The following is a 25,097-nucleotide window of genomic DNA, read 5'->3' on the forward strand; positions in this document are numbered from 1 at the left end:
TGCGACTGTACCATGAAGCCCCGAAAAACATGTCCAATATTTTCGGACGTACACGTTTCGGGGTTTCCATCAAACTCTACCAGGAATTGCATGGGTAAGTGTATCGAAATCCTGCACGCCCGAAAAACCGTCCCCTTCCGCACCCAACAGCCCACGTATCCGGGCCGTCGCCACTCCCTTCCTCATCATCCAGCCAATGGGGTTCTGCCAGGGCGTTCACTCGGAGCCGGATTCCCTTCCGGAAACAGCACGGCACCACGCCTGAAGTCCGGACACTCCCCCCTCCCCCAGCATGGGCACCGCCACCCCTTGACAGAAACCGTCACCCCCGGTATAATTTAAACCTAACGGGAGGTTTAAGATGGAAAGGCGCTGGTCGGTGGGTGAGGTGGTTTCCTATCTGCGGAGGTGGTTCCCGGACGTGCGGGCCTCCCAGATCCGGTTCTGGGAGAAAGAGGGGCTCATCGAAGCCTATCGCACAGAAGGGGGGCACCGTCAGTATTGCCCGGAAAAGGTGGAACGGCTCCGGCGGATCCTTTTGCTCCGGCGATGGTTCCGGCTTTCCCTTCCCGAAACCCGCGAACTTCTTCCCCTCCTGGACGAGCCGGGAGGATGGCTTCTTCTCCTGGAAAAGGGCACCATGGGCATCACCGAGCGCCCGGAGAACGGAGATCGCCTGCGCAGGGGTACGGCGGTGCTGGAGGATCTGGGACTTGAACCAGTGTGTCCGGTGACGGGGGAACCTGTGGAGGAAACCCGCCACCTTGCCCCGGTGCTGGATCAGATCCTTGAAGAAAGCGCCCTCTCGGCGGAGGATTTTCGTCCATTTTTCCGCAAAATCCAGGAACTCGTGGAACTGGAAGCGAACCTTGCCCGTCGCTCCGGGATGGACCTGGAACGGTTCTGGGAGCTCCTCCGCAGGGTCCGGACCTGGGTGCATCTGTATTTTGTTCGCAAAAAACTCTTTGAAGCAAACGGGGTTCCTCAAAACCAGGGAGGTGAACCATGAAAGTTCAGGTCAAAAAGAACGGCCCCATCGTCATCATGACGAACGGGACATACGTCCTCCGGATCGAGGGACAGGAAAAGGTGGAGGAAAAGCAGGTGGTGGCCCTCTGCCGGTGTGGAGGCTCATCGAACAAACCCTTCTGCGACGGGACCCACGCCAGAATTGGTTTTGAGGCGCCCGAAGCGGAAATTGAAATTCAGTAAGCAGGAGGAAGACCCATGAAAACGTTGATTCTGGGACTGGTTGCCCTGTCCGTTTCCACCGGAACGGCGCTTGCGGAGCGCCTGCGGTTTGAAGTGGACCCCGCTCACACCAGCGTCACCTTCAAGGTCAAGCACATGGCCATTGCCACCGTGACCGGGACCTTTGACCGGGTGGAGGGGTGGATTGAACTGGATCCCGCCGATCCCACCACCGCCCGCGCGGAGGGGATCGTGGATGTGAACTCCATCAACACCCGAAATGCGAAACGGGATGCCCACCTCAAAAGCGACGATTTCTTTGCGGCGGACAAATACCCCACCATGAAGATGGTGCTCAAAAAGGTCTATAAGAAAGGGGACGAATGGTGGGCAGACGTGGATCTCACCATCCGGGGCATCACCAGAACCGTGTCCTTTCCCTTCACCCTGACGGGTCCCATCACCGATCCCTGGGGAAACAAGCGCATCGCCGTGGAGGGAAGCTTTACGATTGATCGCTTCGACTTTGGGCTCAAGTGGAACAAGGTTCTGGAGACCGGCGCCCTGGTGGCGGGGCGGAAGGTGAAGGTGGAACTCGCCGTGGAAGCCGTCCACAAAGCCCAGTAATCCGAACCCGAACGATTCTGCCGGGCGGGGCAATGCCCCGCCCGGTTTGTTTTTGGTCTGACGTTCGGGACCTCCGGGATGCTTCGGATCTCCTGACTTGACCGACCCCCTTCCTTCCCCTATCGTTTCTCCTGATTCAAACCGGGAGGTGGGGATGCGCTGGTTGGGCATGTTCTGGATCCTGTTCGCGGGATGCCTGTCCCTCGGGGATTATCGTGGAGCCCGCGTCCTTCCAGAAGACACCTGGGAAGTGGGGATGGGAAGTCCCCTGGTCATCTCGGTGGTGGACACCTCGGGGGTTGAGACAAGCCCGGGGGTCTATCCGGAGGTTTTCGTTCGCTATGGACTCCTGCACAACCTGGAAGTGGAGGGACGGGTGGTGACGCTCTTTCCCCTCACGGGCGCGCTGGGTGGAGGGTTTCGCTGGGGCCTTCGGGATTCGGGGGTGATCACCACCCTCGGTCTCCATGGCATGATCTTCGCCCTGGGCGACGCCACGTCTTCCTTCGCGCTGTTTTCCCTGTATCCGGGGATCTGGGTGGGGAAAGGGAACGTCCGTGCTTCCGCCCGCCTGCTGTGGCTTCTTTCTTCCGTCCAGGACAACACCACCGGGTCCACCGACTTTGCGAGCCCGGGACTTTTTCTGACGGCCGGACTTTCGGAGCTGGCCGACGTTCCTTTCCTCCAGCTCTATCCGGAAGTCACCGTGTTCTTGCCCTTTTCAGAACCCTGGTTCTGGATCACGGTGGGACTGGGCATGTCCTTCCGGGTCTCTCCCCCCGTTGACAAACACCCCTCCCGGGTGTATCTTTATCATGGAGCGAAACCGGGAGGTGGATCATGAAGAAGCGTGAAGAGGGAAGGAGTCTGCGGGAACTCTATGCCCTCCACCTCCAGCTCGGGTTCACCCTGGCCCTGGTTCTGGTGCTCGGTCTCTTCCTCACCGTACGGAACCTGGACGTCGCCCCCCTGAAACCCTCCCCTCCTCCGGACTTCCCCCGGGAATTCACGAACGTTCACATCCAGGACGTGGAGGAACCCCTTCCCCCTCAGTCGCGGCCTTCGGTGGACGAAGGGGCCGACGAGATCGAGGAAGGTCCATCCGAGACGGTCTCCGAAATCCCGGACCTCACGCCTCCCCCTCTGCCTGAGACGCCCCTGGCCGCACCTGCGCCTCCAGCACCCACCGAGCCCGTGCCCTATTACAAGCTGGAGGTGAAACCCCAGGTCATCCATCAGGTCACCCCCCGCTACCCGGAGCTCGCCCGGAGGATGGGCCTGGAAGGCCGGGTGGTGGTGAACGCCCTGGTGGGTGAGGACGGACGGGTGCTCCAGGCGGAGGTGGTGAAGGGGAGTCCACCGGGGGTGGAGGAGATTCTGGGGCCGGCTGCGGTGGAAGCGGTGCTTCAGTTCCGGTTCCGTCCGGGCATGCAGCAGGACCGCCCCGTCCGGGTGTGGGTGGCCATTCCCGTGGATTTCCGGCTTCGTTAAAAAACGGGGCGGGCGTTGCCCGCCCCGCACAGTCTCAATCGTTCTCCCCATCAGGGGAGTACAATGCGTCCCTCGTGCCGGGTGTCTCCCTGCACCAGACGCCAGAAATACGTCCCCGGCGCAAGATCCAGACGGACGCTCCGGCTTCCGGAACCGACAAAGGACCGGGAAAGCATCTTCCGCCCCAGGCTGTTGAAAAGCACCAGCCGGGCGGGCTCCGGAGAGGACAGGTTCAGGAGGAGGGTGCGACCGGCAAGCCGGAGGGTGGGGAAAGCCGGTGTGGAAGTCTCGGCCACGCCCGTCGTGGGGCACTGGGGTGCGTCATAGTTCACCCCGGTGACCACCACGTCATCCACATACCAGCCATCCGCCGTCACCGAAACATCCGTCACCAGCCGGAACCGGAGATACACCACACCGCCCGCAAAGGGCGTGAGATCCAGGTTCACCGTCTGCCATGCGCTCTGGGTTCCCGTGTAGGAGGCCAGGCGGGTCCAGGAGTTCCCGTCCGTGGAGGCTTCAACGTAGGCATAGTCCCAGCCATTTTCGATGTCATACTGGTGGGAGAAGGTCAGCGTCGCACCGGTGTAGCCGGTGAGGTCCACCGTGGTCCAGACATACGTGTCCCAGTTGTTGCTGTAGCTCCCCCCGGGAGAGTCCTGGAGGCTTGCGGATCCCGTGGCGCCGGGAGCGGCGGTGCCCCAGGCACCCCCCGTTCCCCCTGTGCTCCAGGAAAGTCCGGACTCAAAGCCCTCCGCAAGCAGCGTATCCGGTGTGGCCTGCCCCAGATTCAGGACAAGGGGATAGGGCTGGACCACCCCACCTCCCAGGTCGAAGTTCAGGACAAAGCGGTATTGCGCGGACGGCGTGGTGTCCTTCACCACCAGCGAAAAGGGAACCCACACCGAATCCGGAAAGGGCGACGTGGACACCGGCGCGGGAAGGTCCAGAACCTCCGAACAGCCCACGCTGGCCGGATCCGATGCCCCCGGATCCACCGAGGCCTGGGCCGAGACACCGCCCCCCACAAACAGGTTTTTCACGAGCACCTGGACGTTCACGGTGTCCCCGGGCTGATAGGCGGTGGGGCTGGCCTGCACGTCTTTGACTTCCAGATAGGGCCCAGCCGCCTTCATCACAAAGAGGTTCATGGGGAGGTTTTCGTTGAACTGCTCCACGATGATCGTCGTGTCCGGCTGCCAGAAGTCCTCCCCCACCTCCGGCGTGAAGGCAAACACCCTGGGGTGGGATGTGGTGTCGCCATACATCCAGTCGTCCGAGTCGCCGTTCACCGTGTAGAGGAGTTCCCAGCCGGTGCCGTAGGTGTAGCCGTTCGCCCGGGTCATCTCCTGGCTCATGGCCCGGAAGAGGGCATCGTCCGGGGCATACACACCGTTTTCGTAGCCGTACGGGAAAATCAGGAGATTGGAATAACTGTGATAGTTGAGGGCGATCACGGGCTGGGTGGCGTTCACCAGGTCCCGGATGGCCTGGGTCTCCGGCTCCGAAAAGGGACCGGTGCCCCGATACGTATTCGACGTCGGATCCGGAGACGATCCCACGTCATCATAGCCCCAGAGATAGCCGTAGTTCCGGTTGAGGTCCACGCCGTCACAGCACTCTTCAAAGATTCCGTTGTTGTCGTTGTCCCGCTTGTTTTTCCGCCAGTAGCCGCTGGAGGTTTCGTTGTAGGTGTACCCGTCGGGGTTCACGACGGGGACCACCCAGAGCACCCGGTGGTCCACCAGGAACCGGGCGGTGGGGTCGGTGGCGTAGTGATCCAGGAGCCAGGCGCCGAACTCCAGGGTGATATACGCCCCGATGGGTTCCCGGGCGTGGTGAACGCCGGTGAGGAGAATCGCGGGCTCCCCTTCATCGGCGTTCACATTGTCCGAGATCCGGAAGGCGAGGATGGGCCGGCCCTCCACCGAATAGCCGATCACCGTGTCCTTGATCAGGTTCTGGGGGCCATACTGGTTCACAAGCTGCTGGAGGCGGGCCTGGACTTCGGCAAAGGTGTAATAGGGGCCGAAGTTGATCTTGAAGTGCCTCTGCCAGGTGGCGGCGAGATCATAGTCCATCACCGTGTAGGTGAACCCGGCCTGCACGAGTTTCTCCAGGTCTCCGTCCTCCAGAATCACGTGGGCCAGGCCCTTCTCCAGGTTGACATAGGGTACATCGAGCCCCATGGAGATGAGATTCATCGCGTCCTGAGGGCTCTGGAGGGGGACCTCCACCCGCATGAGGGCAGCGACGAGCATCCAGATGTTCATCGAACATCCTCCTTTAAGGTTCAGGAAAATCGGGATAGATTTCGTCAACAATGCCGTTTTTATAAGGGATGAGTTCCCTTTTTAATCGATTCGCCACAATAGCACTTTCTTTTGTTGGCACTGTAGTTTGAATCACAAAAATACGCCGTCGCGATTTCAGGGGACGGGTATCCTGGCACAACGAAAGAAGAATACAGAAGCTTCCCCACATTTTCTTCACGTTTTCCTGTACGAACTCTACAAACTTTTCCGATTCGACATCCACAGCATAAATTTCTGTTTTTTCTACAAAGTGAATCTCATCCTGATCGGTAATTTCCAGCCAGTCGCAGTGTGGCAAACTGAATCCTGAACCTCCTTCAAACATACGGGATAGCTTTTCAAAGTCATACACCCCTGTTTCGATACATGAGATACGGTCCATCTTTCCCTTATGGCATCAAAATACGTTCCACCTCTTTCGACAGACGAACCGTATCCAAGTAAGGCCCTGTCAGGGTGCGATCATCGATCAGACGATCTCTGGAGGCTTCATAACACACCGGAAGAAGGTTTCCTTCTTTATCCCTCTGAATTTCCCATACACTCACGCGTTGATCCGTGATCTCCATCCACCGGTTGAGAGCGGCAACCAGAAGGTCTGAATGAGTCGCCAGAAACACCCTCGTACCCTTTTCGACAATATGGGAGAGAATCCCCACAAAACGCAAGATATATTCTGGGTGAAGGTGAACTTCCGGTTCATCGGCAAGAAAAACAGCATTCTGGAGCATTCCACCTTTCCCCAGCAGATAAAGCCAGCTCAAATTCTTCAATCCGGACGCAGCTCGCTCCGCTTTGAGTTTTTTCCCTTTTTCGTACACATAGATTCTCTCACGTTCGACAGAGAATTTCAAATCCTCTCCGAAAAGACGATGGAAGGTGTTCATGAATGACGGGTCCACATCTCCTTCTTCAGCAATGAGGATCATGCCAATTAGATCGCTCACCGCTTCGGAAATGACCCGCCACCTTGAGAAAGATTTCGACACAAAGGAAAGCGCTTTGTAATGGTCTCCAAGCCCAGCGGGTGAATAATATATCGGCATTGGGGATTCAAAACCCAGAGGAAGCTGTACGGTCCTTGCCGACTTAGGGAGGGGATACCGAAGATTGGTGACAACATCCCCCCATGAAAAACGGACCCAGAACCCCTCTTTTTTGGGTGTTCCCCATCGGCGCAGGTCATCGGACTTCCGCACAAGAAATGTGTCCAGGAACAGGTTCCCCAGGGAAAGAGAGCCCTCCTCCAATCGGGTCTGGGACCAGAGATATTTGTAGAAAACGTATAACGCAAGGAGAATATGCGTTTTCCCTGTGCGGTTGGGGCCCAGAATAAGGGTGATTGGAGACGCAGATTCCCACACGGCATGAGGAAACACAAGAAAGTTCTTGAATTCCAAGGTCAGGCGATCGCTGTTCACGGATTTAAGATAAAGGGTTTTGGATGAACCATCTCCAAAACCCGGGTTGAGCGAGCGTGCGCCCGCTCAACCCGGCAAATCCTTACCGCACCAGAATCACCTTGCCCGCCGCGGCAGCCGGACCTTCCAGTCGATAGAAATAGAGCCCCTTCGGCAAATTCAGTTCGAGGCGGTAATTCGTGTCCCCCGCCAGACGTTTCACGAACACCTTCCGCCCGGCCACGTTGAAGAGCACCACCCGCACAGGCGCCGTCGTGGAGGTGAGGAGCCGGAGACCCCGGGCATCCGGAAGAAGACGCAGGCGGAGTTCTCCTGACGTTCCGGGCGATTCGGACACCGCCACCGGACTCAGGAGGTATTCCGCGATGTTCTCCAGCAGGTTCACCGCGGTGGTCTGGTCGGTAATATAGAGGTAGGCGATGGACAGGAACACGGACGCTTCGCCGGTGGAGGGATTATGGTAGGCCACCAGACCCACATCGCTGGGGCTGGAGCTGGTGTTGTACACCACCATGGCATCGGCGGTGGGGACAAGGGCGTCATGATCACCATAACCGGTTCCAGACGAAAGAGGCAAATCGGTCAGAACGTTGGGATAGGAAGCGATGGGGTGGGCGGGACTTGCAAGCACGAGCTGAGTCCCGGCATCATCGGAATTCCAGTCGGAGATGTGCAGGGCCTGCTGGGCGAAGGTGAGGTCGTATGCCTGGGCGTCGTATCCCAGCTCCCCGCCTTCAAAGAACACGCGGCCGCCGCTGGCGAGATAGTTCAAAAGCGCCGCCCGCAAGGCGTCGGCATAGGCCGGTCCCCCCGAGCCGCTTGCCTGTCCCACACTGGTCACGTCTTCCCCTGAGCTCCACACGATGAAATCATAGCTGGTCCACTGATTGGTATCGGTGACCGCTGCATCTTCCTGGGTGACGGCAAAGCCGAGCTGGGTGAGCCAGGAGACCAGGGAGTCCGCGACTTCCCCTGTGGCGAATTTCCCGTACCCTGTGCCTCCCTTCTCCGGTGCCTTGCGGTCTCCGGAATCGTCGTTGATCACGAGCACCACACCCCGGGTCTGGACAATGGTGAACGTGTGGTAGCCCGTGGCTGGGTCGGTGGCCTGGTTGGCGTTGGAAGAAGCGTCCACCGCCACAATGCGATACTGGATCGTATCGCCGATGTTGACGGAGGCAAGGGGAAAGGCGCCCTCATACCATCCACCCGCGAGGGTGAGGCCGAAGGGGGCCTGGGCGGTTCCGTTGTGCATCCACTCCACAAACACCGTGTCCACACCGATATTGTCCGTCACCTGCGCCCGAACCACCGCAGGCCACTGGCTCTGGGGAAACTGGGACCGGATGGGGGTGTGGGTGATGGTCGGGGGCGTCACGTCCGCACCGACATGAAACTGGTGATAGGACGAAGGCGCACCGGCAGGATGGGTGCTGAAAGCCCCGGAGGTGTCCACGGCGTAGATGTAATAGAAGATATCCGCCTCCTGCCCCGGACCCGGAATCTGGGCGTGGAAGGAATCCGCCCCCACCGGGGGCATCTGCACGGAGGTGGTGGTGCCGGGGTTGAGGGACGTCCAGAAGAACAGGATCACGCTGTCAATGGGATGCGCTCCCGGAGTCACCTGGGCATACACGTCATAGGGTCCGTTCACGTTCTCGTTGTCCGGGAGGGGGGTGTGGGTGATGGTTGGCACATACTGACTCATGTCGATGAGTCCCCGGGCATCGAAGGCCGGAAGAATGAAAGAGAGGTGGGCCCCGCCGAAATCGGTCTGGTCCACCTGGATGATGGCCTGGGCCGCTTCGGGCATGGTGGCGCTGGACGTGAGCAGGGTGTGGTGTTTGAGCACCAGGTAGTCCATGATGTGGCGGGCGGAATCCACCGTGTAGCCGGCGTTGATCATGGCCCAGACCACGTCCAGCAGCGCACTGCACCACAGCTCGCCGTCCGCGTGCACGCTTCCCACCAGGCTGTCCGGATAGATCTTGCCGGTGTTGCACCGGCGTCCGGACCAGAACTCGTTGTGCCCGTCCCAGGTGAACACGTCATGCCACCGGAAGGTGTCCACGGACATGGACCAGGTGGTGGCGAGGTAGTCTCCAAACCCCTCACCCATGGCTCCGGCATCGCCCCCCGCTCCCCATCCGGGCACAATGTCGTCCTGGATGGCATGGCCGTATTCGTGGACGATCACATCGGCGTCCTCGGCATCGTCCACCCCGCCTTCTCCGAAGGCGATGTAATCCGACGACGGCACGTAATAAGAGTTGTCCGCACCGTTCAGCCCGTGAGGATCCACGTTCTGAGGCTCGGCGTTGGCAAAGGTGATGCCCAGGGTGGTCTGGAAATAGCGCTGCAGGCTGTCAAAGTGGAAATACACCATCACCGCTTCAAATTCCTGCTGGGACCGGGTGAACACAAAGGCGGTGGAGTCGGCCGGAGCGGGCAGAGGACTGTTGGGAGATTCGATGGACTCATCCAGCCAGGCCCAGGGGCCGCGAAGAACGTAGCCCCCCACATTGGCATCATAGGTGATCCCCCGCAGGGGAACCGTCACACGCTGGTTGTTCAGGGAGTCATTGTCCGCATCGTTGTTGTCCGCCCATTCGGGGGTATCGTTGTAGTAGTGTCCGGAGGTGGTGAGGGGATCGGGGAACCAGACCATTCCGGAACCGTCGGCGTATTTCGCCTGATCCCGGAGGAAAAACACCTCGCCGGTGTGGGCGTCCACGAAGATCTCCCAGTCCCCGATGGGGTCCAGGGAGGGGATGACCACCCGCCAGGCCAGGCGTCCCTTGCCTTCCGGATACACCACCAGTTCTGGATCCAGCCGTTTCTGGATCTGCTGGAAGGGAAGCTGTCTCTGAGCGATGGCATAGGCTTCCTGGGCCGAAACCTTCGGGGTGACATTCACGTCCAGGTTGGGGAAAAAGCGGCTGTGAACCCACATAATGCGCTTGCTCGTCGCCTCCCGCATCACCACCACTTCGCTTCCGAAGACGGGAACACCCCGTACCGTTTGACGGAGCCGAACCACCTCCGTGTTCCGGTGGGCGAGGGTCCGGGTCATCTGAAGATTCGGAACGGCCTCCGGTGGGATGCCGAAGGATGTCCCTTCCTGTTTGAGAAACTGCCGTACCGCATCGTCCACACGTCCTGCATAGACGGGACCGTGTTCCAGGCGCCGGGTGAGCACCCGACCGGGGGTACGCACCTCGCCTTTCCCGTACACCATCGGCCCCACCAGCGGATGGGACCGGTTCCGGAGGTCCCGATACGGATCCTCCGGTCCCCACGGCCTGGCCGCAAAGAGGGGGGCGGCCAGGAGCATCAACATCCATCGCTTCATCCTACACCTCCTGAAAGGATCACGTTTCAAAGATCACGGAATAGAGCATGGCGTTGTACCGCCGCGCTCTCTGATAGGCGTCCACCATGCTCCAGATCCAGATCACAGGAACGATGAGCAATCCGATGAGAACCAGGGCAAGAAGCCAGCCCACAAGGTAGAGCACAAGCATCAGGACGCCCATGCCGACCTCACCCATGACGATCTGCCCGAGGCCGGGAACAAAAAACGACAGGATCACGCCGACCCACTCGTTTTTCTTTTTGGATTCATACAGGGCCAGTTTCTGGGCCTCCGAGAGACCCTGGGCCTGACGCCTCAGCATGTCCATTTCCTGCGGGTTCATACCGTTCCTCCCTGTTCAGGGGACAAACAGCCGGAGGGTTCCGATTTCTCCCCCCGTATACCGGTACCGAAGGAGATACCATCCTTTCGGGAAACGGGGCGGCAAGGTGAGTCGCTCCACCCGCACCCGGTGATCCCGCCTTCGTCCCGAGGCATCCAGAAGGACAACGGTTGCCGGACGGGGGAACACCACGGTCCGGGATGCGAGCATCAGGCGCGGGCGAAGGGCGCTGGATCGTTCCCCCACGGGCGTACCCACATCCACACCCGCCATGGCCACCACCAGGGCCGCCACCCCCCGGATCACCTCCGTGGCATACCCCACGTCCATGCTGTCCATCACATCGTTCGGGGAATGATAGGCGGAATTCCAGTGGTATTCAAACACGCCGAAGGTGACATAGCCTTCGGCCTCCAGGGGCATGTAATCGGAGGCATAGATGGGACCGAATTCCACGCCCAGGGGCGTGTAGAGGGCATAGGCCTGGGCCAGGCTGTCCCCCAGGGCCTGGGAAGGGGCATCGTTTCCGGACTGCTGGTTCCCCTGGTCCACCTCCACGATGATGGTGTCGTTCACGTCATCTGCATCCCCCCCGATCATGTCGGCGTTGAGATAGAAGAGAAAGGCATCCCCTGCGGATGAGGCCTGCTGGGCATAGTGGCCGGAACCCACCAGACCCGGCTCTTCCGCCGCAAAGGCCACAAACTCCACTGTGCGTTTCAGAGGAACGTCCCGGAGAATCCGGAGGAGTTCAAGAAGGAGGGCCACGCCGGAACCGTTGTCGTCCGCACCCGGTGCGGTGATTTCAGGAGAGAGATAGGACGTGGCATCGTAGTGGGCGCCAATGACGATCCGGAGGCTGTCGGGGCACAGACCCGCTTTCCGGGCGATCAGGTTGGCCTGGGGATACCCGTTGTAGGTGAAGGGCTGTTCGAAGACCGTGTCGGCCCCTCTTTGCTGAAACTGAGAGAGAATCCAGCCACGGGCAGCCTGAAGGGAGTCGGTGGTGTAATAACGGGTGCCGAACTCCTGAAGGCGCTGGATCACCGCCCGGACGCTGTCCGAATCCACCGAAGCCACGAGGGGAGCGATCACCGAATCCGCGGTCAGGGGAAGGTGAAGGGTGTCACACAGTGACTGAGCTCCCACAATTCTCCCCGCCAGAAGGAGAAGAACCATCTGCATCCAGAATTTCACTACACAACCACCTTTTGTCTAAAAGGTACGGCCTGTTCCAGGACATGTCAAGGGCATGTGTCCCGGAACGAAACCTCTCATCCCGAACGGACATCCCGCATCTTTATTTGAAAGTCTGACATTCATGCTATAAAATTTTCTTACAACATCAACCAGGAGGTGGACCATGCGGTGGATGATCACACGGGATATGCTGGTGGACCTTCACAACGTGAGCGATGGGAAAACCCCGGTGGTGAGTGTGTATCTCTCCACGCTGCCCTACCGGGAAGATCCGGTGAAGCGAGGGGATGCCCTGCTCGTGAACCTGGACGGAAAGGGGGTGGAAAAGGAAATCGAGCGGATCCGGACCTTCCTCCATGAGGACCTCCCGGGACTGCTCAAGTCCCGGGAACCCTATGAGGTTCGCGGGCTTGCCCTTTTCGCCTCGGCGCCGAGAAACTTTTTCCAGGTCTATCCCCTGCCCCATTCCGTTCGGGACATGGCCGTGGTGGACACCACCCCTTATGTGCGTCCCCTTTCCACGCTTCTGGATGAGTACAAGCGGTATCTCGTGGTGGTGGTGGACCCCAAAAAGGCCCGCTTCTATGAGATGTTCCTGGGTGTGATCACCGATGCGGAAAAACTTCAGGGCATCCGGCCCTATGAGCGGGTGAAATCCCCGCCTCCCCGTCGTCAGCGCCATTATGACTACGCGGTGGCCGAGCACTACAGGTCCGTGGCCGAATACGTGGCGGACCTGATGTTCCGGAAACCCTACGATCTCCTCATCATCGGGGAGCCCCGTGCCCACCGGGGACGCTTTGAACTCTACCTCCCCTTTTCCCTCCGGAACAAAGTGGCGGGGACGTTTGAGGCGGATCCCACCGATGACATCGCGGTGATTCTGGATCGGGCACGGAAGGTGGAGCGGGAGGTGGAGAAGCGGGAAGAGGAGGCCATGCTGCAGACGTTCCGGAAAGCCCTGGAAGAGGGCGGGCCTGCGGTGGCCGGACTTCCGGCCGTTCTGGACGCCCTGATGCACAACCAGCTCCAGACCGTCCTCCTCGCGGAAGGCTTCCGTCGGGAAGGTGTGCGCTGCCCCTCCTGCGGTTTCCTCGGGCTCTCTGAGTCCACCTGCCCGGTGTGTGGAACGACCACGGTGAAGGTGCCCGACGTGGTGGACGACCTTGTGGAAGAGGCCTGGGTCCAGGGTGTGAACGTGGAGCACGTCCTGGACGGCGAACGCCTGAAGGACGTGGGATACGTGGGAGGACTCCTGCGGTTCGTGGAAGGATGAAGCCGGGGCGGGCGAAGGCCCGCCCCTTTTTCTTTTCAGGGCATGGGAACCACCAGGTGAAGGGCGAGGGTAGGGGTGGGGGTGTCAGGCTGAAAGGCCTCCCGGAGATAGGGCCAGGCATAGGTGACCGATGCCCCCACCGATGCGAAGAAAGAGGATGAGAGGAGCGCCAGAAACTTCCCTTCTCCCCGGGTGAGCATGGACGGGGGGATCAGGAGGGTTCCGAAAAACCCGCCCACAAAACTCCCGGCCAGCACGGAGGGATAGGTCACCCGGGCGGGAAGATCCATGAGTTTCCCGAAGGGATAGGCCACCAGGGACGCTCCGAAGGAGGCCGCCGTGGCCATGACTGTGACCGTGGCCATGTGCCGGATGAAGTTGTAGGGTTCGTCCTGTGTGGGAGAAAAGTTGGCGTGGGCATAGGCATAGCCCACCAGCCCCGTGGCCGCCCCACCCAGGGTGCACAGCACCACCGGACAGGCCACCAGATAGGGCACCGGATCCGGCTCCTCCATCGGAATCTGTGCGGCGAGAAGGAGCATGCCCAGCGGGATCATGGCTCACCTCAGGATGGTTTCCAGTTCTTCTTTGGAATCCGGAAAGGTGAAGGCTTCGTAGATGCGGTGTCCCTGATCCTTGTCCAGCACCCGGGGCCACAGGATGCGCACCGCCTCCAGCCGGTCGTCTTCAAAGGAGAACACGGGGAGGATCTGGAGGACCTGGTCCACGGTGAAATAGGAACGGGCGGCCACCGTCCGGAGCACCCGGAGCCGATCGTCCGAGAAAGACTCCTTCTTCAGGGTGGCGATCAACCCCTCGAGTTCCGGCTCGGAAAGTGGCCGGGGAGCCGGAGGGGCCTCCTCTTCCGGTTCCTCAATCCGGATCACCACCGTACCCGACGAGATATTCTCTTCCAGCAGAGCCACCATGGCCCGGAGTTCCCGGAGAAGTTGTCTCGCCCGGGGTCGCCGGGGCGCCGACATATAACGGACCATGTGTTCCAGTGCCTGGAGACGACGATCCATGGCACGGAGCACCACCTCCGGGGCGATCTCCGCCTCGTTCTCGTTCTCCGGAACCTCCACGTCCTCAAAGGTGAGGGTCACCTCCCCTTCTGGCGTGGTCACCCGGATCGTGGGTCCACTCAGGGAGAGAAGAAAGGCGAGCCACAGCATGTCCCCACCTCCTGCGTTTTTTCAGGACCGGGGCGCCCCGAACGGGGCGCCCCATCTCCTCAGCCCATGTGGTCAATGATGGCCTGGGCGTATTCGCTGCACTTGAGCTCCACCGCGTCGGTGACCCCTTCCGCCTTCCAGCCCCGCACCAGGTCATAGGTTCCCATGTGTTTGCTCAGGGTCTTCCGGATGCCCTCCTCGATGAGGGTGGCCGCCTCGTTCCAGCCCATATACTGGAGCATCATCACCGCCGAAAGGATGAGGGAGGAGGGGTTCACCTTGTCCTGCCCGGCATATTTGGGAGCGGTGCCGTGGGTGGCTTCAAACACGGCCACATAATCCCCGATGTTGGCCCCCGGAGCCATCCCCAGACCGCCCACCAGGGCCGCCCCTTCGTCGGAGATATAGTCCCCGTTCAGGTTGGGCGTGACGATGATCTGGTATTCCCCGGTGCGGGTAAGGAGCTGCTGGAACATGTTGTCCGCGATCCGGTCGTTGAGGAGCACCTTCCCCTCGGGGATCTCGCCGTTGTAGCGCTCCCACAGCTCGTCTTCCGTGATCACCCGTCCCGCGAACTCCTCTTCCTTCGCCACCTCATAGCCCCAGTTCCGGAAGGCGCCCTCTGTGAACTTCATGATGTTGCCCTTGTGCATGAGGGTGACCCGGTTGTAACCGTGCTCAAACGCCCAGCGGAGGGCCTTGCGGACGTGGCGTTTGGTGCGCTCCGGAGAAATCGGCTTGATCCCGATGCCCGCCGAGGGAACAACCACGTTCTCCGAAATCCCCAGTTCCTCGTGGAGAAACCGGATGACCTTGCGGGCCTCCTCACTTCCGGAAGGCCACTCCACGCCGGCATACACGTCTTCCGTGTTTTCCCGGAAGATCACCAGGTTGACCTTAGAGGGATCTTTGAGAGGGGAAGGGCTTCCCAGCCACTTCACAGGACGGACGCAGGAATAGAGATCCAGACGCTGCCGGATGGTCACGTTGAGGCTCCGGATTCCCCCGCCCACCGGAGTGGTGAGGGGCCCCTTGATCCCCACGATGTATTCCCGGAAGGCCTCCAGGGTCTCTTCGGGGAGATAGTTCCCGGTGGCCTGAAAGGCCTTTTCACCGGCGAGCACTTCCTTCCACTCGATGCGGCGCTTTCCGCCATACGCTTTCTCCACCGCCGCATCCACCACACGGATCATGGCCGGCGTGATGTCCACGCCGATTCCGTCCCCTTCGATGTAGGGGATGATCACCTCATCGGGCACCACCAGCCTGCCGTTTTCCACACGAATCTTGTCCGCCATGACTATTCTCCTTGTTCATCCAGCCATGCCTGAAGCAGTTCGTTTTCAAGGCGCCTGCGTTCGTCCGGGGAAAGGGGAACGCCCGGATCCTGCGCGGATCGGAATCGCCGGGCTTTTTTCCGCTGGCGGGGCGGTCCCTGGAGAAACACCCGGGGGGACATGATCTCGGCCCCCAGGGCGCGGGCCCGATCGGCCAGGGGCCGATCTCCTGTGACCACGACATACGCATGCCCCGGATGGTTCCGGATATACCGGATGATCCACTCATCCGCCGTGGATTCCCGGGCAAACACCGCCCCTGAGAACGCCGGCGGGAAGGGCACATCCTTCCGTCCGTCAAACACCACCAGCACCCGGTTCGGATGCCACACCCGGGCAAAAATCACCAGGGATTCCCGGGCTTTCTCCATGGGAAGTTCCCGGAGTTCACTCCCGAAGATCACGTTGTATCCGTCAACCAGCAGGAACCGCATCCCGGGTCTTCCTCAGGGTTTCCCTGTAAAAGTTTTCCACGGCTTTGGCCACCACATCCCAGGCATAGCGGGTGCGCACCACCCGGAACCCCACCTCCCGCAGACGATGGGCAAGATCAGGGTGTTCATAAAGTTCCAGGAGGGCCCGGGCCAGGTGGCGGGGGGAACGGGGCGGGACAAGGATCCCGTTTTCGCCATCGCGGATCACCTGGGCATAGCCGGGAATGTGGCTGGCCACCACCGGGGTTCCGCACGCCTGGGCTTCCAGGAGGACAATGCCGAAACTTTCGGCACCGGTGGCAGGGGAGACAAACACATCCGCGCTCACGTAATAGCGGGGGAGTTGATCCCGGGACACCCGGCCCACGAACACCACCCGGTTGCCGATGCCAAGACGGGCCACCTCCCGGTGATAGAAGGCCCGCAGCGGTCCGTCTCCCACCACCACAAGCCGGAGGGAGGGGATCCGATCCCGCAGGAGATACACCGCGCGCAACAGATACAGAAGCCCTTTCCGGGGTTCAAACCGCCCCACGAACAGCACATGAAAGGCCGGGCTCTGAGCCATCCAGGGGATGGGAGGAAGGTCAGAACGGAACCGCCGGATGTCCACCCCGTTGGGAATGATGGTGTATTCCCCGGGAAAATACCGTGACACGCTCTCGGCGGCCACCCGGGACACCGCAATCCGGCCGTGGAGTTTCCGGGCATACCGCTCCAGCACGTTCTGAAACACGTCATACAGAAACAGGTTGCGGTGGGCGGCATGGAAGGTCCCGATGTTCACGGTCTCCGAAAGGTGAAGGAGGGCCAGGGGAATGGACGGCGACAGGGGGGGATGAAGGTGAAGAATGTCATAGGGTTTGGCGTCCAGCACCTTTTTCAAACGGGCCAGAAGCCGGGGGGCCAGGGTGATCCGGCCGATGGACTGATTGATGGGCACCGGAATGGTCCGCCCGATCCGGATCACATAGGGGGGATCAGCATGGGGTTCCCGGGTGCCTGCGGTGACCACGTCCACGTCGTGGCCCCGGGCCCGGAGATATTCGGCAAGGTACGCCACATGCTCTCCGATCCCGCTGGGCATGGGCGGGAAATAGTCGCTGCCCAGGAGGATGCGGAGAGACATGGTGTGTTTATGGTACAGGCTGCGGACAAGACCTTCAAAACGGTGAATTCGCTAAGGTCGCAGGGGGAACCCCACCTCCACGCCCAGGGACCACAGAAGGCGACCGGCAACCAGCGTGCTTCCCCCAAGCCGCGTCTGAACGGTTTCCCCGAACCGGACACCCCCTGTGAAGACGGGATACACCCCGTCCGACGCCGCCCCGGAAAAGGAAAGGCGAAGCCAGGAAAGCCCCACCCCGCCCTCCAGAAACCGCCACCGCCCCCCCACCACGCCGTCCATCCGGGAGAGGCGCAGACTGGACCCCTCCACCCCCTGATACTGCACCATCCGCACGTTCAGGGCCAGGGGAGGACGACCGGCCTCCAGGGCAAGGGAGGCGCCCCCGGTGAGGGAGAGCGCGGACGAGATCACGGGCCAGAACCCCAGAAACACCCCGAAGCTCACGGCACCACCACCCGCAGGTTTCTCCCGTCCACCCGGAGAAGATACACCCCCGGACGGACCCGCCAGCGGACCTCGGTGCGCCCGGCTGCCGGGAGAACCCGGAGGGGAACCCGGCGACCTGTGGCATCCAGGGCGCGAACCTTTTGCACGGGAACCGAAAGCACAAGCCGGAGCCGGGAGACCTCCACCGGACGGAGGGATACTCCCGCCGGGCCGGCTTCCTCCACCGCCACGGAAGGATCCAGGGTTTCCCGGTTCAGAATCCAGTTCCCGTCGTCCAGGATCACCTGGCTCACCGTTTTCACAACAGGAACGCTGAAGGTCTGCTCCCGCACCGCGTCGTTCCACAGAACGAAGGTGGTGTCAGTGTTGTCGGAGAACACCACCCGGAACCGGATGGGCATTCGGAAAAAGGGGGCCGTGGAGGCCACCGTGGAATCCTGGATCTGGCGAATGGTGATGAAGAGATCGCCCCCGCTCTGGTTCCATCCCCAGCGGTAATGGGGAAAACCGGGACTCGTGATCCATTCATTGAAAAACCAGTCCAGGGGCGCGCCATACACGCTCTCCATCACCTGCCGGAAATCGTCCGTGAGGGCGTTTCCAAAGGCGAAGGTCTGCCCATAGAGCCGGAGACCTGCGAAAAAGGCCGAATCCCCCACCACCCCGCGGAGCATGTGGAGGACCAGACCGCCCTTCGTGTAGGTGTTGCACGAGGAAAACAGATAAGCCGGCGGGAGAATGGGATCACCCCAGCGGGACTGGCACTGGTTCAGGTAATAGCTCATTTCATCCGCCACGTAGTCATCATAGGCACCGGCGTTGGAGAGGCTGTCCCGGTGGCCGATGTAGAGGGCTTCGGTGTAGGTGGCAAAGCCCTCGTTGAGCCAGATGTGATCGAAATCTCCCAGGGTCACCCAGTCCCCCCACCACTGGTGCCCCAGTTCGTGGGCGATGATCCAGTCCCGCGCCCCCGGCGTGGAGGAAAGGCTTGCCAGATAGGCGGTCATGGTCTGGTTCTCCATCGCCCACCCGGAAAGAACGCAGGTGTGGCCGTATTTCTCCTCGTGGAAGGGATAGAGTCCAAACACGTCGGAGAGATACTGGAGCATGTCGGGGAGGTGGACGAATTCGGAGGACGCCCGTGACTGTTCGGAAGTGTAGACGTAATTCCAGATGGGGAGGGCCAGGGAGCCGTTGCCCGTGTCAATGACGGCAGTGTCTGTGAGGATAACAAAGTCGTTTGAGGCCGCGAAATGGATGAGGTAACTGGCAATGGGATACTGGCTCTGCCAGGTGTAGGACCACGTGGTGGGGTTGGTGGTGTCGGCAGACACCAGGAAGCCGTTGGCCCCCGCCTTCCAGCCAGAAGGTACCTCGACAGTGAGCTGAAGAAGGACCTTGTCGTCCGGTGCGTCCAGACCGGCAAGCCATTTTCTCAGCCCATAGGGCTCATCGTCCGTGAACACGGTGTGGACCGGGTTGCCTTCAAAATACATGCCACCCCCCAGCCAGGAAGGAGGCGGCGGTGCTCCCCGATACCAGATATCCACCGTGTCCTCCAGCGCACCGGACAGGGCGAAAAACAGGGTGTCGTTCCGACGGGTAAAGGAGGCATCCACGCCGTTCACCCGGAACGAGTCAATCGTGTAATTCATGACGAGCATGAGATAGGCCGAATCGGCAAACAAACGCTGGATCCGGATGCGGTTGTGGACCTGGATCTGCTGGAGAGAAGGGTCCACCTGGACGGTAGCCGTGTAACTCTGGACATCAAACCCGCGGTTTTGAGGTGTTTGCAGGGCTTCCCCCAGAATCCGGGTCCGGGCTTCCAGGTGAAGGGGAAACGCCATCCCGAGTTTCGCGAGTTTGTGGGGGGCAGGAATCCCCACCAGCAAAAGGGCAAAACCCAGCATGCTCAACCTCCGGTCTTTCCAAGGAACTGTCAAAGTATACAGGCCCCCGGGGGACGGGACAACGTGGGGACGGCAAAATCCGAAGGATGTTTCGGGCAAGGAAGCACGAAGGGCGAGGATAATCGCTCACTTCCCGGCCTTTCTCTTGTCCACAAGGGCAGGAAAAGATGAGACCATGCGGGGGCTTGACAATTTACCCCCCCCCCCCTTTTATAATTGACGCCAGCCGATGAATGGGTCTAAACAACCTAACAGGAGGTCGCATCATGAAAGTGCGGATCCTGGAGCGCCGGGAAGCGCCGACGGGTGTGGCCTTTGCCACGGTCTTGATCCTCACGGACGTGCGCGCATGCTGCTGTTGCAACTGCAACTGTAACTGCTGCACGTTTATTTCGTAGTCGGAGGAAGTGACAAGGCCCGGGTGGGTGGTGCTACTCATCCCGGGCCTTGCTGCAAGGGAGGTGATCGAATGAAATGGTGTGGAGTTCCAGGGTTGCGCATTATTGTTGAAAAGGGGCGAGTCGTGCTCGCGCGTGTCCCTCTGCACGCTTTTGAGATATCTTTCGACTCTGAGAAAACGCAGCGAGAAGTTGTGAACCTGCTGGAAACGCTGTTGTCAGGAGGTAGTATAGTAACATCTCGCCAGGAAGAGGTAAACTGGCTGGAATCTTTTGAAAAACAGGGTCTGGTCTATCATGCCGGTGACATCTGGGAGAAAATCCGAAACGAAGTGGAATTTGTTCTTTTGTGGGCGCAACAGCCTTCGGAGGTCGTTGAAAGGATCGAACGTCAAATTCATCTTCATGGAAGACTTCTCGAAGTAGCCGTTCCTCATGGGTGGTCTTTTACGAAATCCATGCCGTCGATCGTGGAATGGGTATCATGGGATCGGACCGATGCTCTTTTGTCTAAAATCGAAGGATCCAAACTGCCCATGATTGTCCTTGCACCCATGGGATCATTCCTCGTGGAGGTGGTGCAGAGTGCAATAAAAAACGAAAAGCAACTCATGCCTGTGACCTGGTTTGACGGGGGAACGCACTGGGTCATGGGGCCTGTGATCAAACGGGATGAACCGTGCTGGTATTGTTTCTTCCGACGCTACCTCTCTCACTCATCTATGGGTTCATTGATGGAGACGTTTCTCCATTCCCTTCCTTCCAGCAACCCGTGGGGAATCCAGGGGATTCTTGATATGTTTCTTCCTTCCTGGATCCTATGGGCATGTGGTTTAGACAGACTTCAGCTTACAGGACGGGTTCTTTTCGTGGATCGAATTTCCCTGGAAACCCGGGGTGAATCGGTCCTTCAGGTGCCCCACTGTCCGGTATGCGGGTATGAAACGGAGGATAAGGAGGGGTTCTGGAATGAAAAGCGCAGGCTCTACAGCATTTACGCTTACTGATGTGGTGGGATTGAATACGGGTATCGTCCGGAACCTGTATGTGGGGAAAGTCATGCCGGAGGATGTGGTGGTCTTTAATTATGGGGCGCACATGGCCAACACTGAGGTGTTGTGGGGACAAAATTGCAATCAACGCAACGGTGGCGCGGGATGGACAAAAGAGCAGGCCCTTGGTGCAACCCTGGGAGAAGCCCTTGAACGATATGCTTTGTCGTATTGTCCATATAAGTACCTTGTTTCCGCAACCTGGAAGGAGCTTCCCGACCGAGAGCGGCCTCCTCATCCCTCTCGATGGCCTCAATTTTCGGAAGAACAAATAGAAGAGTTCAGACTGAAAAACTCCCCATTCCAGCCTTTTCAAGAAGATACTTTCATCCGGTGGACGCTGGGATGGGATTTGTTTCGTGCTCGTCCTGCATGGATACCTGCTCAAACGGTATACATTCCCTACCGAAAAGCCTCTGATGAAGCCCATGTGTATTACGCGATATCCACAGGGGCGGCATTTCATGTATCTCTCGAAAAGGCACTTCTCACAGGTCTACTGGAGAACTTTGAGCGGGACGCATTTTCTATATGGTGGCATCGAAAAGTTCACGCCCCTTCGATCTCTGAAACGGATGTATTACGGATTTTCCCTCGTGCGGAGGAGATTTATCAAAAAGCGGACCGAATATGGGTCAAATACATCACGATGGATCACAGGATTCCCATTGTAGTCGTTTTGGTTCTGACCGATTACTATTTCCCTTTCATCAATCGGCGGAAAAAGGTTCTCTTAATGGGGGCCTCTGCGCGTATGACGCTCAGAGAAGCGTTATCCAAGGCGTTTCTGGAGATCGCACAGACAGGTCCCTTTTATCGTTACGTGGCCGTGCAGAATCCAGATCTTTTCTCCTCCATCATCCTTCCAGAACATATTCATAACTTTGACGATCATGTGAAATACTGGATACAGAACACAGATCAACACGTTGCGCACCTGGACAAATGGCTATCCAAGGGAGGAGAAGTGCACGAAAGAGAAATCGCCTCCATCCACGCGTCGGATGACCGAGAAGCGTTACATTCGCTTTTGAACGTTGCCCAAGAACTCGATATATCTCCTCTGTGGGTGGAACTTACCCCACAAGATATCAAACGGATCGGATGGGCGGTGAAAGTTGTTGTCCCTGAGTTTATGCCCCTTGAAGGCGCACATACATTAAGGTATCTGGGGGTCAGGCGCTTATGGGAAGTTCCCGAAAAAATGGGACTATTGTCTGAACGCGAACTCAATCCTTTACCTCATCCTTCTCCGTAAACGAGATTAAGTCCACGTCGCGAAGGGAGGGTTGAGATGAGGAGAAACCTGTCGCTACATGAATGGGTTAACCTTCTGGACGAAGGGCTTCCTGAAGATGCAGATCCCCGCGTGGGAGAAATGTTTATGGAAAACTCTTCTTTAACTCCTGAACGCGGAAAAATTCTTGGATTTCATATTGCCGCCCTTTCGAATCCGTATTTCAAACTACGGTTCTTCCACCCCTTCTGGTCCTTTCGAGGAGAAGAAATCGTACTGGAATATCATACAGAAGAAGACCTGCGGAACGCGAACGTTTTATCTGCGATTACTCGCCGAAGATCGCCTCACAAGGGGCTGAAAGATCGGGCTATATCGATGAAGAGCCTTGGCACTATACTGTTTTATTCGTATGGTGTTACGGGAAAAGAAGAGATTCACCTTGAAGGGGAAAAGGGTCAGCCGATCAAAGTGGAACGTCTGCTTCGTCCTATCCCTTCAGCAGGTGCATTGTATCCTTTGGAGATTTTCCTGGTGCCGATGCGGGTGGAAGGTCTTCATCCCGCACTCTATCACTATATGCCTGTTCGAAACACATTAACACGCGTTTCCGAATATATGAAACCCCATCACATAAAAACCCTTCTTTCTCTCATTCCTGGATTGCCTAAGGATTTCCCCTGGGCTGCTGTCATCCTGGTCTCTGCTGTTCCCATGCGCCAAACCCTGAAATATGGCGAGCGGGCCTATCGCTTCATCCTTCAGGAGTCAGGGCATCTTGCACAGAACATAGCGATTGTATCCACAGCCCTTGGCCTGTCTGTCCTTCCTGCGGGTGGATTTTACGATCGCGCTCTGCTAAGACTTCTTCACGACTGGATCGGAGAACCCGTTCCCATGAGGGTGATCTACCCCCTGGGACTGGGTACACCAGCTGGTAACGAACAGGAAATGGAGCGTGGAGATGCTGGAGAGATTGTATGACTTCGCAGCATCCATGTACGGCAAAGCACTGGAGGGTTTCTGGAAGCGTCAGTTCGAGGGATTAAGAAAGTCCATACGAGATACTTTGCAATCCATTCAGCCTCCAGAAGACGTGATGGTAGAAGATTCATGGACCATTCTGGATCTGGGTACAGGCACCGGGCTGGTCATTGACGTTCTGCACGAAATGTTTCCAGATAAACACCTTTTTGTTGTGGGGGTGGATTTCAGTGAACACATGCTGGAAGCGGCGGCACGAAGGTTTCGGCAATCTTCCAAAATCCACTTTGTTCCTCTGAAAGCCGACGTACGGGACGAATCAACATGGCGTCAGATTGATCGGGCCGTTCACGATACAAATCATGTGTTCGACTGGGTGTTCTCATTCTACATGCTCCACTGGTTGACGAACGAAGAGGCCTGCGACGTCATCCATCGATCTTTTGAACGGATCCGCCCCCGTGGACTTGTCGTGGGTTCAGCCATGGGATCCATGGAGTTCCAGGAAATCTGGAAGGACATGAAAGAAATTCTTCGTGTTTGGATGACCTCTCATGCGCTTTCTACACTTTTCAGCCCATGGAATCCAAAACCCCCAGGTTTTTTCTCAACGCTCCAAAATCCACGTTTATGGATTTGCCAGGAAATATCTTACCTTATGCGCACGGAATTGTCCCCTCACGAAGTCACATCGATTCTGCAATTTCAGTATCCCTTCTGGAAACTCCAACATAACATCTCCCCGGATAAAATCCTGGAAATGATCCGGGAAGACGGGCCACGCACGGTCACCCGCCATTTTATTCATTTTGCCTACTACACGGCATGAAATGGATTGTCCTTCGTCAGAATGTTCGGGTGTGGAAAGAGGGAGAGCGGTTTCTTGTTGAAGGGCGAGATGGCGTGGTGGTTGAACTCGATCCGGAGGCATGGGATTTTCTTCAGAGACTGCCCGTGAGTTCCCGGGAGGTTGGGGAAGAAGAGAAACCTGTGGTGGGGCAACTGGTGTCTGTGGGATGGCTTTCGGTATCTTCAGACCCCGCCTCTCACCGTCCGCTTCCTCCTCCCAGGACGTGTTCTTTACGGAAGGGACTGGGCATCCCTTCAGGCCTGGTGTGGGGTATCCTGTTCCTTACGTGGTTGTGGATCGGGGCAACCGGGTTTGCACTTTTGACCTACCGATCTCCCCGTTTCTGGGAATTTCGGGACCTTGCGGGTGGGTTTCTTCTCTCTTTCGTGTTCAATCTTCTCCACGAGATCGCCCACGCGGTGACACTGTTCGGCTATACGGGCGTTGTCCCCCCGATTCGTTTTCGCTTTTCCCTCTGGCCTCCCTTTCTGAATCTGCGAACCCGTATGTCCTTAACCCACTGGCTCCATGCTTCTCAGGTACGTACCGCCTTCATCGTGGGCATCCTCACCGATCTCATCACCGGGAGCGTTCTTCTCATTTTACTCCTCTTCTCCTCCGATCCACTTTTCGCCGTCGCTCTGCTGTCCCACCTGTTCTCTGTCGTCTCCAATGCCCTTCCTGCACCCCAAACCGATGCAGGATGGGCCCTGAAGTTCTCAGGACTTCCTGAACGCATCTTCAACCGATTACGGTGGGTCCGTGCTATCTTCTGGGGGGGCGTGGCCACCACCATGGTCCTGTTCGTTCCATCGATGGGGATCTGGATAGCCACGATCTTCATCGGCGTTTTCCTCTACCACTTCTTCCGTCATTTCTTCCGCCATCTACGAAATCCCAAAAGGTTCCAACTGCATTGACA

24 protein-coding genes are annotated in these 25,097 nt (G+C 58.6%); 11 read left to right on the forward strand and 13 right to left on the reverse strand.

All coding sequences use genetic code 11. The annotated features are described in order from the left end of the window. The first annotated feature begins 361 nt into the window (after positions 1-361). From AC6HU3_RS04945 to AC6HU3_RS04965, 5 genes are all read left to right on the forward strand, one after another. On the forward strand, positions 362-1,009 hold the full coding sequence (locus tag AC6HU3_RS04945; RefSeq protein WP_497536183.1) for a MerR family transcriptional regulator: 648 nt from the start codon (positions 362-364) through the stop codon (positions 1,007-1,009). Next, positions 1,006-1,212 (forward strand): CDGSH iron-sulfur domain-containing protein, encoded by a 207-nt coding sequence (locus AC6HU3_RS04950; RefSeq protein WP_497536184.1) that lies wholly within the window; start codon positions 1,006-1,008, stop codon positions 1,210-1,212. The genes AC6HU3_RS04945 and AC6HU3_RS04950 overlap by 4 nt, the downstream gene beginning before the upstream one ends. Before the next feature lie 15 nt (positions 1,213-1,227). After that, entirely contained in the window at positions 1,228-1,818 is a 591-nt protein-coding gene (locus tag AC6HU3_RS04955) for a YceI family protein (RefSeq protein ID WP_497536185.1), read from the forward strand. A gap of 154 nt (positions 1,819-1,972) precedes the next feature. After that, positions 1,973-2,662, forward strand: a complete 690-nt coding sequence (locus tag AC6HU3_RS04960) for a hypothetical protein (RefSeq protein ID WP_497536186.1) — start codon at positions 1,973-1,975, stop codon at positions 2,660-2,662. Further along, entirely contained in the window at positions 2,659-3,309 is a 651-nt protein-coding gene (locus AC6HU3_RS04965; RefSeq protein WP_497536187.1) for an energy transducer TonB, read from the forward strand. Before AC6HU3_RS04960 ends, AC6HU3_RS04965 begins: the two co-directional genes overlap by 4 nt. A 50-nt stretch (positions 3,310-3,359) precedes the next feature. Here the strand turns inward: AC6HU3_RS04965 and AC6HU3_RS04970 are convergent, their stop codons facing one another. The 6 genes from AC6HU3_RS04970 to AC6HU3_RS04995 all read right to left on the reverse strand — a co-directional run bounded on the left by AC6HU3_RS04970 (position 3,360) and on the right by AC6HU3_RS04995 (position 11,940). Beyond that, positions 3,360-5,582, reverse strand: a complete 2,223-nt coding sequence (locus AC6HU3_RS04970) for a M14 family metallopeptidase (protein ID WP_497536188.1) — start codon at positions 5,580-5,582, stop codon at positions 3,360-3,362. A gap of 13 nt (positions 5,583-5,595) precedes the next feature. Further along, positions 5,596-6,006, reverse strand: coding sequence for a hypothetical protein (locus AC6HU3_RS04975; protein ID WP_497536189.1), 411 nt, complete (start codon positions 6,004-6,006; stop codon positions 5,596-5,598). A gap of 7 nt (positions 6,007-6,013) precedes the next feature. Further along, positions 6,014-7,045, reverse strand: coding sequence for an AAA family ATPase (locus AC6HU3_RS04980; RefSeq protein ID WP_497536190.1), 1,032 nt, complete (start codon positions 7,043-7,045; stop codon positions 6,014-6,016). Positions 7,046-7,127: 82 nt separating this feature from the next. Further along, positions 7,128-10,397: a M36 family metallopeptidase gene (locus AC6HU3_RS04985; protein ID WP_497536191.1), complete on the reverse strand. Its 3,270-nt coding sequence runs from the start codon at positions 10,395-10,397 to the stop codon at positions 7,128-7,130. Between the two features lie 19 nt (positions 10,398-10,416). Next, positions 10,417-10,743 (reverse strand): hypothetical protein, encoded by a 327-nt coding sequence (locus tag AC6HU3_RS04990; protein WP_497536192.1) that lies wholly within the window; start codon positions 10,741-10,743, stop codon positions 10,417-10,419. A 15-nt stretch (positions 10,744-10,758) separates the two neighbouring features. Then, positions 10,759-11,940, reverse strand: a complete 1,182-nt coding sequence (locus tag AC6HU3_RS04995) for a M28 family metallopeptidase (RefSeq protein WP_497536193.1) — start codon at positions 11,938-11,940, stop codon at positions 10,759-10,761. A gap of 166 nt (positions 11,941-12,106) precedes the next feature. On the opposite strand from AC6HU3_RS04995, the gene AC6HU3_RS05000 reads away from it, so the two are divergent. Next, a complete protein-coding gene (locus tag AC6HU3_RS05000; protein ID WP_497536194.1) occupies positions 12,107-13,219 on the forward strand; it encodes a baeRF10 domain-containing protein in 1,113 nt (370 codons plus the stop codon). Positions 13,220-13,254: 35 nt separating this feature from the next. Here AC6HU3_RS05000 and AC6HU3_RS05005 read toward each other — a convergent pair whose 3' ends face one another. From AC6HU3_RS05005 to AC6HU3_RS05035, 7 genes are read right to left on the reverse strand one after another with little or no spacing between them, the layout of a single operon-like run. Then, positions 13,255-13,776 carry a hypothetical protein gene (locus AC6HU3_RS05005; protein ID WP_497536196.1) on the reverse strand — a complete coding sequence of 174 codons (522 nt, stop codon included), beginning with the start codon at positions 13,774-13,776 and terminating at the stop codon, positions 13,255-13,257. A gap of 3 nt (positions 13,777-13,779) precedes the next feature. After that, positions 13,780-14,394 (reverse strand): proline and serine-rich protein 1 family protein, encoded by a 615-nt coding sequence (locus AC6HU3_RS05010; protein ID WP_497536197.1) that lies wholly within the window; start codon positions 14,392-14,394, stop codon positions 13,780-13,782. A 59-nt stretch (positions 14,395-14,453) separates the two neighbouring features. Continuing rightward, positions 14,454-15,692 carry an isocitrate dehydrogenase (NADP(+)) gene (gene icd, locus AC6HU3_RS05015; protein WP_497536198.1) on the reverse strand — a complete coding sequence of 413 codons (1,239 nt, stop codon included), beginning with the start codon at positions 15,690-15,692 and terminating at the stop codon, positions 14,454-14,456. 2 nt (positions 15,693-15,694) lie between these two features. Then, positions 15,695-16,165 (reverse strand): NYN domain-containing protein, encoded by a 471-nt coding sequence (locus AC6HU3_RS05020; protein WP_497536199.1) that lies wholly within the window; start codon positions 16,163-16,165, stop codon positions 15,695-15,697. After that, complete coding sequence (locus AC6HU3_RS05025) at positions 16,146-17,294, reverse strand: glycosyltransferase family 4 protein (RefSeq protein WP_497536200.1); 1,149 nt, start codon at positions 17,292-17,294, stop codon at positions 16,146-16,148. Before AC6HU3_RS05025 ends, AC6HU3_RS05020 begins: the two co-directional genes overlap by 20 nt. 51 nt (positions 17,295-17,345) lie before the next feature. After that, positions 17,346-17,738: a hypothetical protein gene (locus AC6HU3_RS05030; RefSeq protein WP_497536201.1), complete on the reverse strand. Its 393-nt coding sequence runs from the start codon at positions 17,736-17,738 to the stop codon at positions 17,346-17,348. Then, positions 17,735-19,654: a M1 family metallopeptidase gene (locus AC6HU3_RS05035; RefSeq protein ID WP_497536291.1), complete on the reverse strand. Its 1,920-nt coding sequence runs from the start codon at positions 19,652-19,654 to the stop codon at positions 17,735-17,737. The genes AC6HU3_RS05030 and AC6HU3_RS05035 overlap by 4 nt, the downstream gene beginning before the upstream one ends. 469 nt (positions 19,655-20,123) lie before the next feature. Between AC6HU3_RS05035 and AC6HU3_RS05040 the strand changes: the two genes are divergently transcribed. Genes AC6HU3_RS05040 through AC6HU3_RS05060 form a run of 5 tightly spaced genes read left to right on the forward strand, consistent with a single transcriptional unit; the run spans position 20,124 to position 25,095 of the window. Next, entirely contained in the window at positions 20,124-21,059 is a 936-nt protein-coding gene (locus tag AC6HU3_RS05040; protein WP_497536202.1) for a hypothetical protein, read from the forward strand. Beyond that, positions 21,022-22,362, forward strand: coding sequence for a YcaO-like family protein (locus tag AC6HU3_RS05045; protein ID WP_497536203.1), 1,341 nt, complete (start codon positions 21,022-21,024; stop codon positions 22,360-22,362). The genes AC6HU3_RS05040 and AC6HU3_RS05045 overlap by 38 nt, the downstream gene beginning before the upstream one ends. 36 nt (positions 22,363-22,398) lie before the next feature. Further along, positions 22,399-23,325: a SagB family peptide dehydrogenase gene (locus tag AC6HU3_RS05050; protein WP_497536204.1), complete on the forward strand. Its 927-nt coding sequence runs from the start codon at positions 22,399-22,401 to the stop codon at positions 23,323-23,325. Continuing rightward, the gene (locus AC6HU3_RS05055) at positions 23,306-24,154 is read left to right on the forward strand and encodes a class I SAM-dependent methyltransferase (protein ID WP_497536205.1); all 849 of its coding nucleotides are present in this window, start codon (positions 23,306-23,308) and stop codon (positions 24,152-24,154) included. Before AC6HU3_RS05050 ends, AC6HU3_RS05055 begins: the two co-directional genes overlap by 20 nt. Continuing rightward, complete coding sequence (locus tag AC6HU3_RS05060) at positions 24,151-25,095, forward strand: hypothetical protein (protein WP_497536206.1); 945 nt, start codon at positions 24,151-24,153, stop codon at positions 25,093-25,095. The genes AC6HU3_RS05055 and AC6HU3_RS05060 overlap by 4 nt, the downstream gene beginning before the upstream one ends. Positions 25,096-25,097: the final 2 nt, after the last annotated feature.

This window comes from Caldifarcimen microaerophilum (assembly GCF_055387105.1).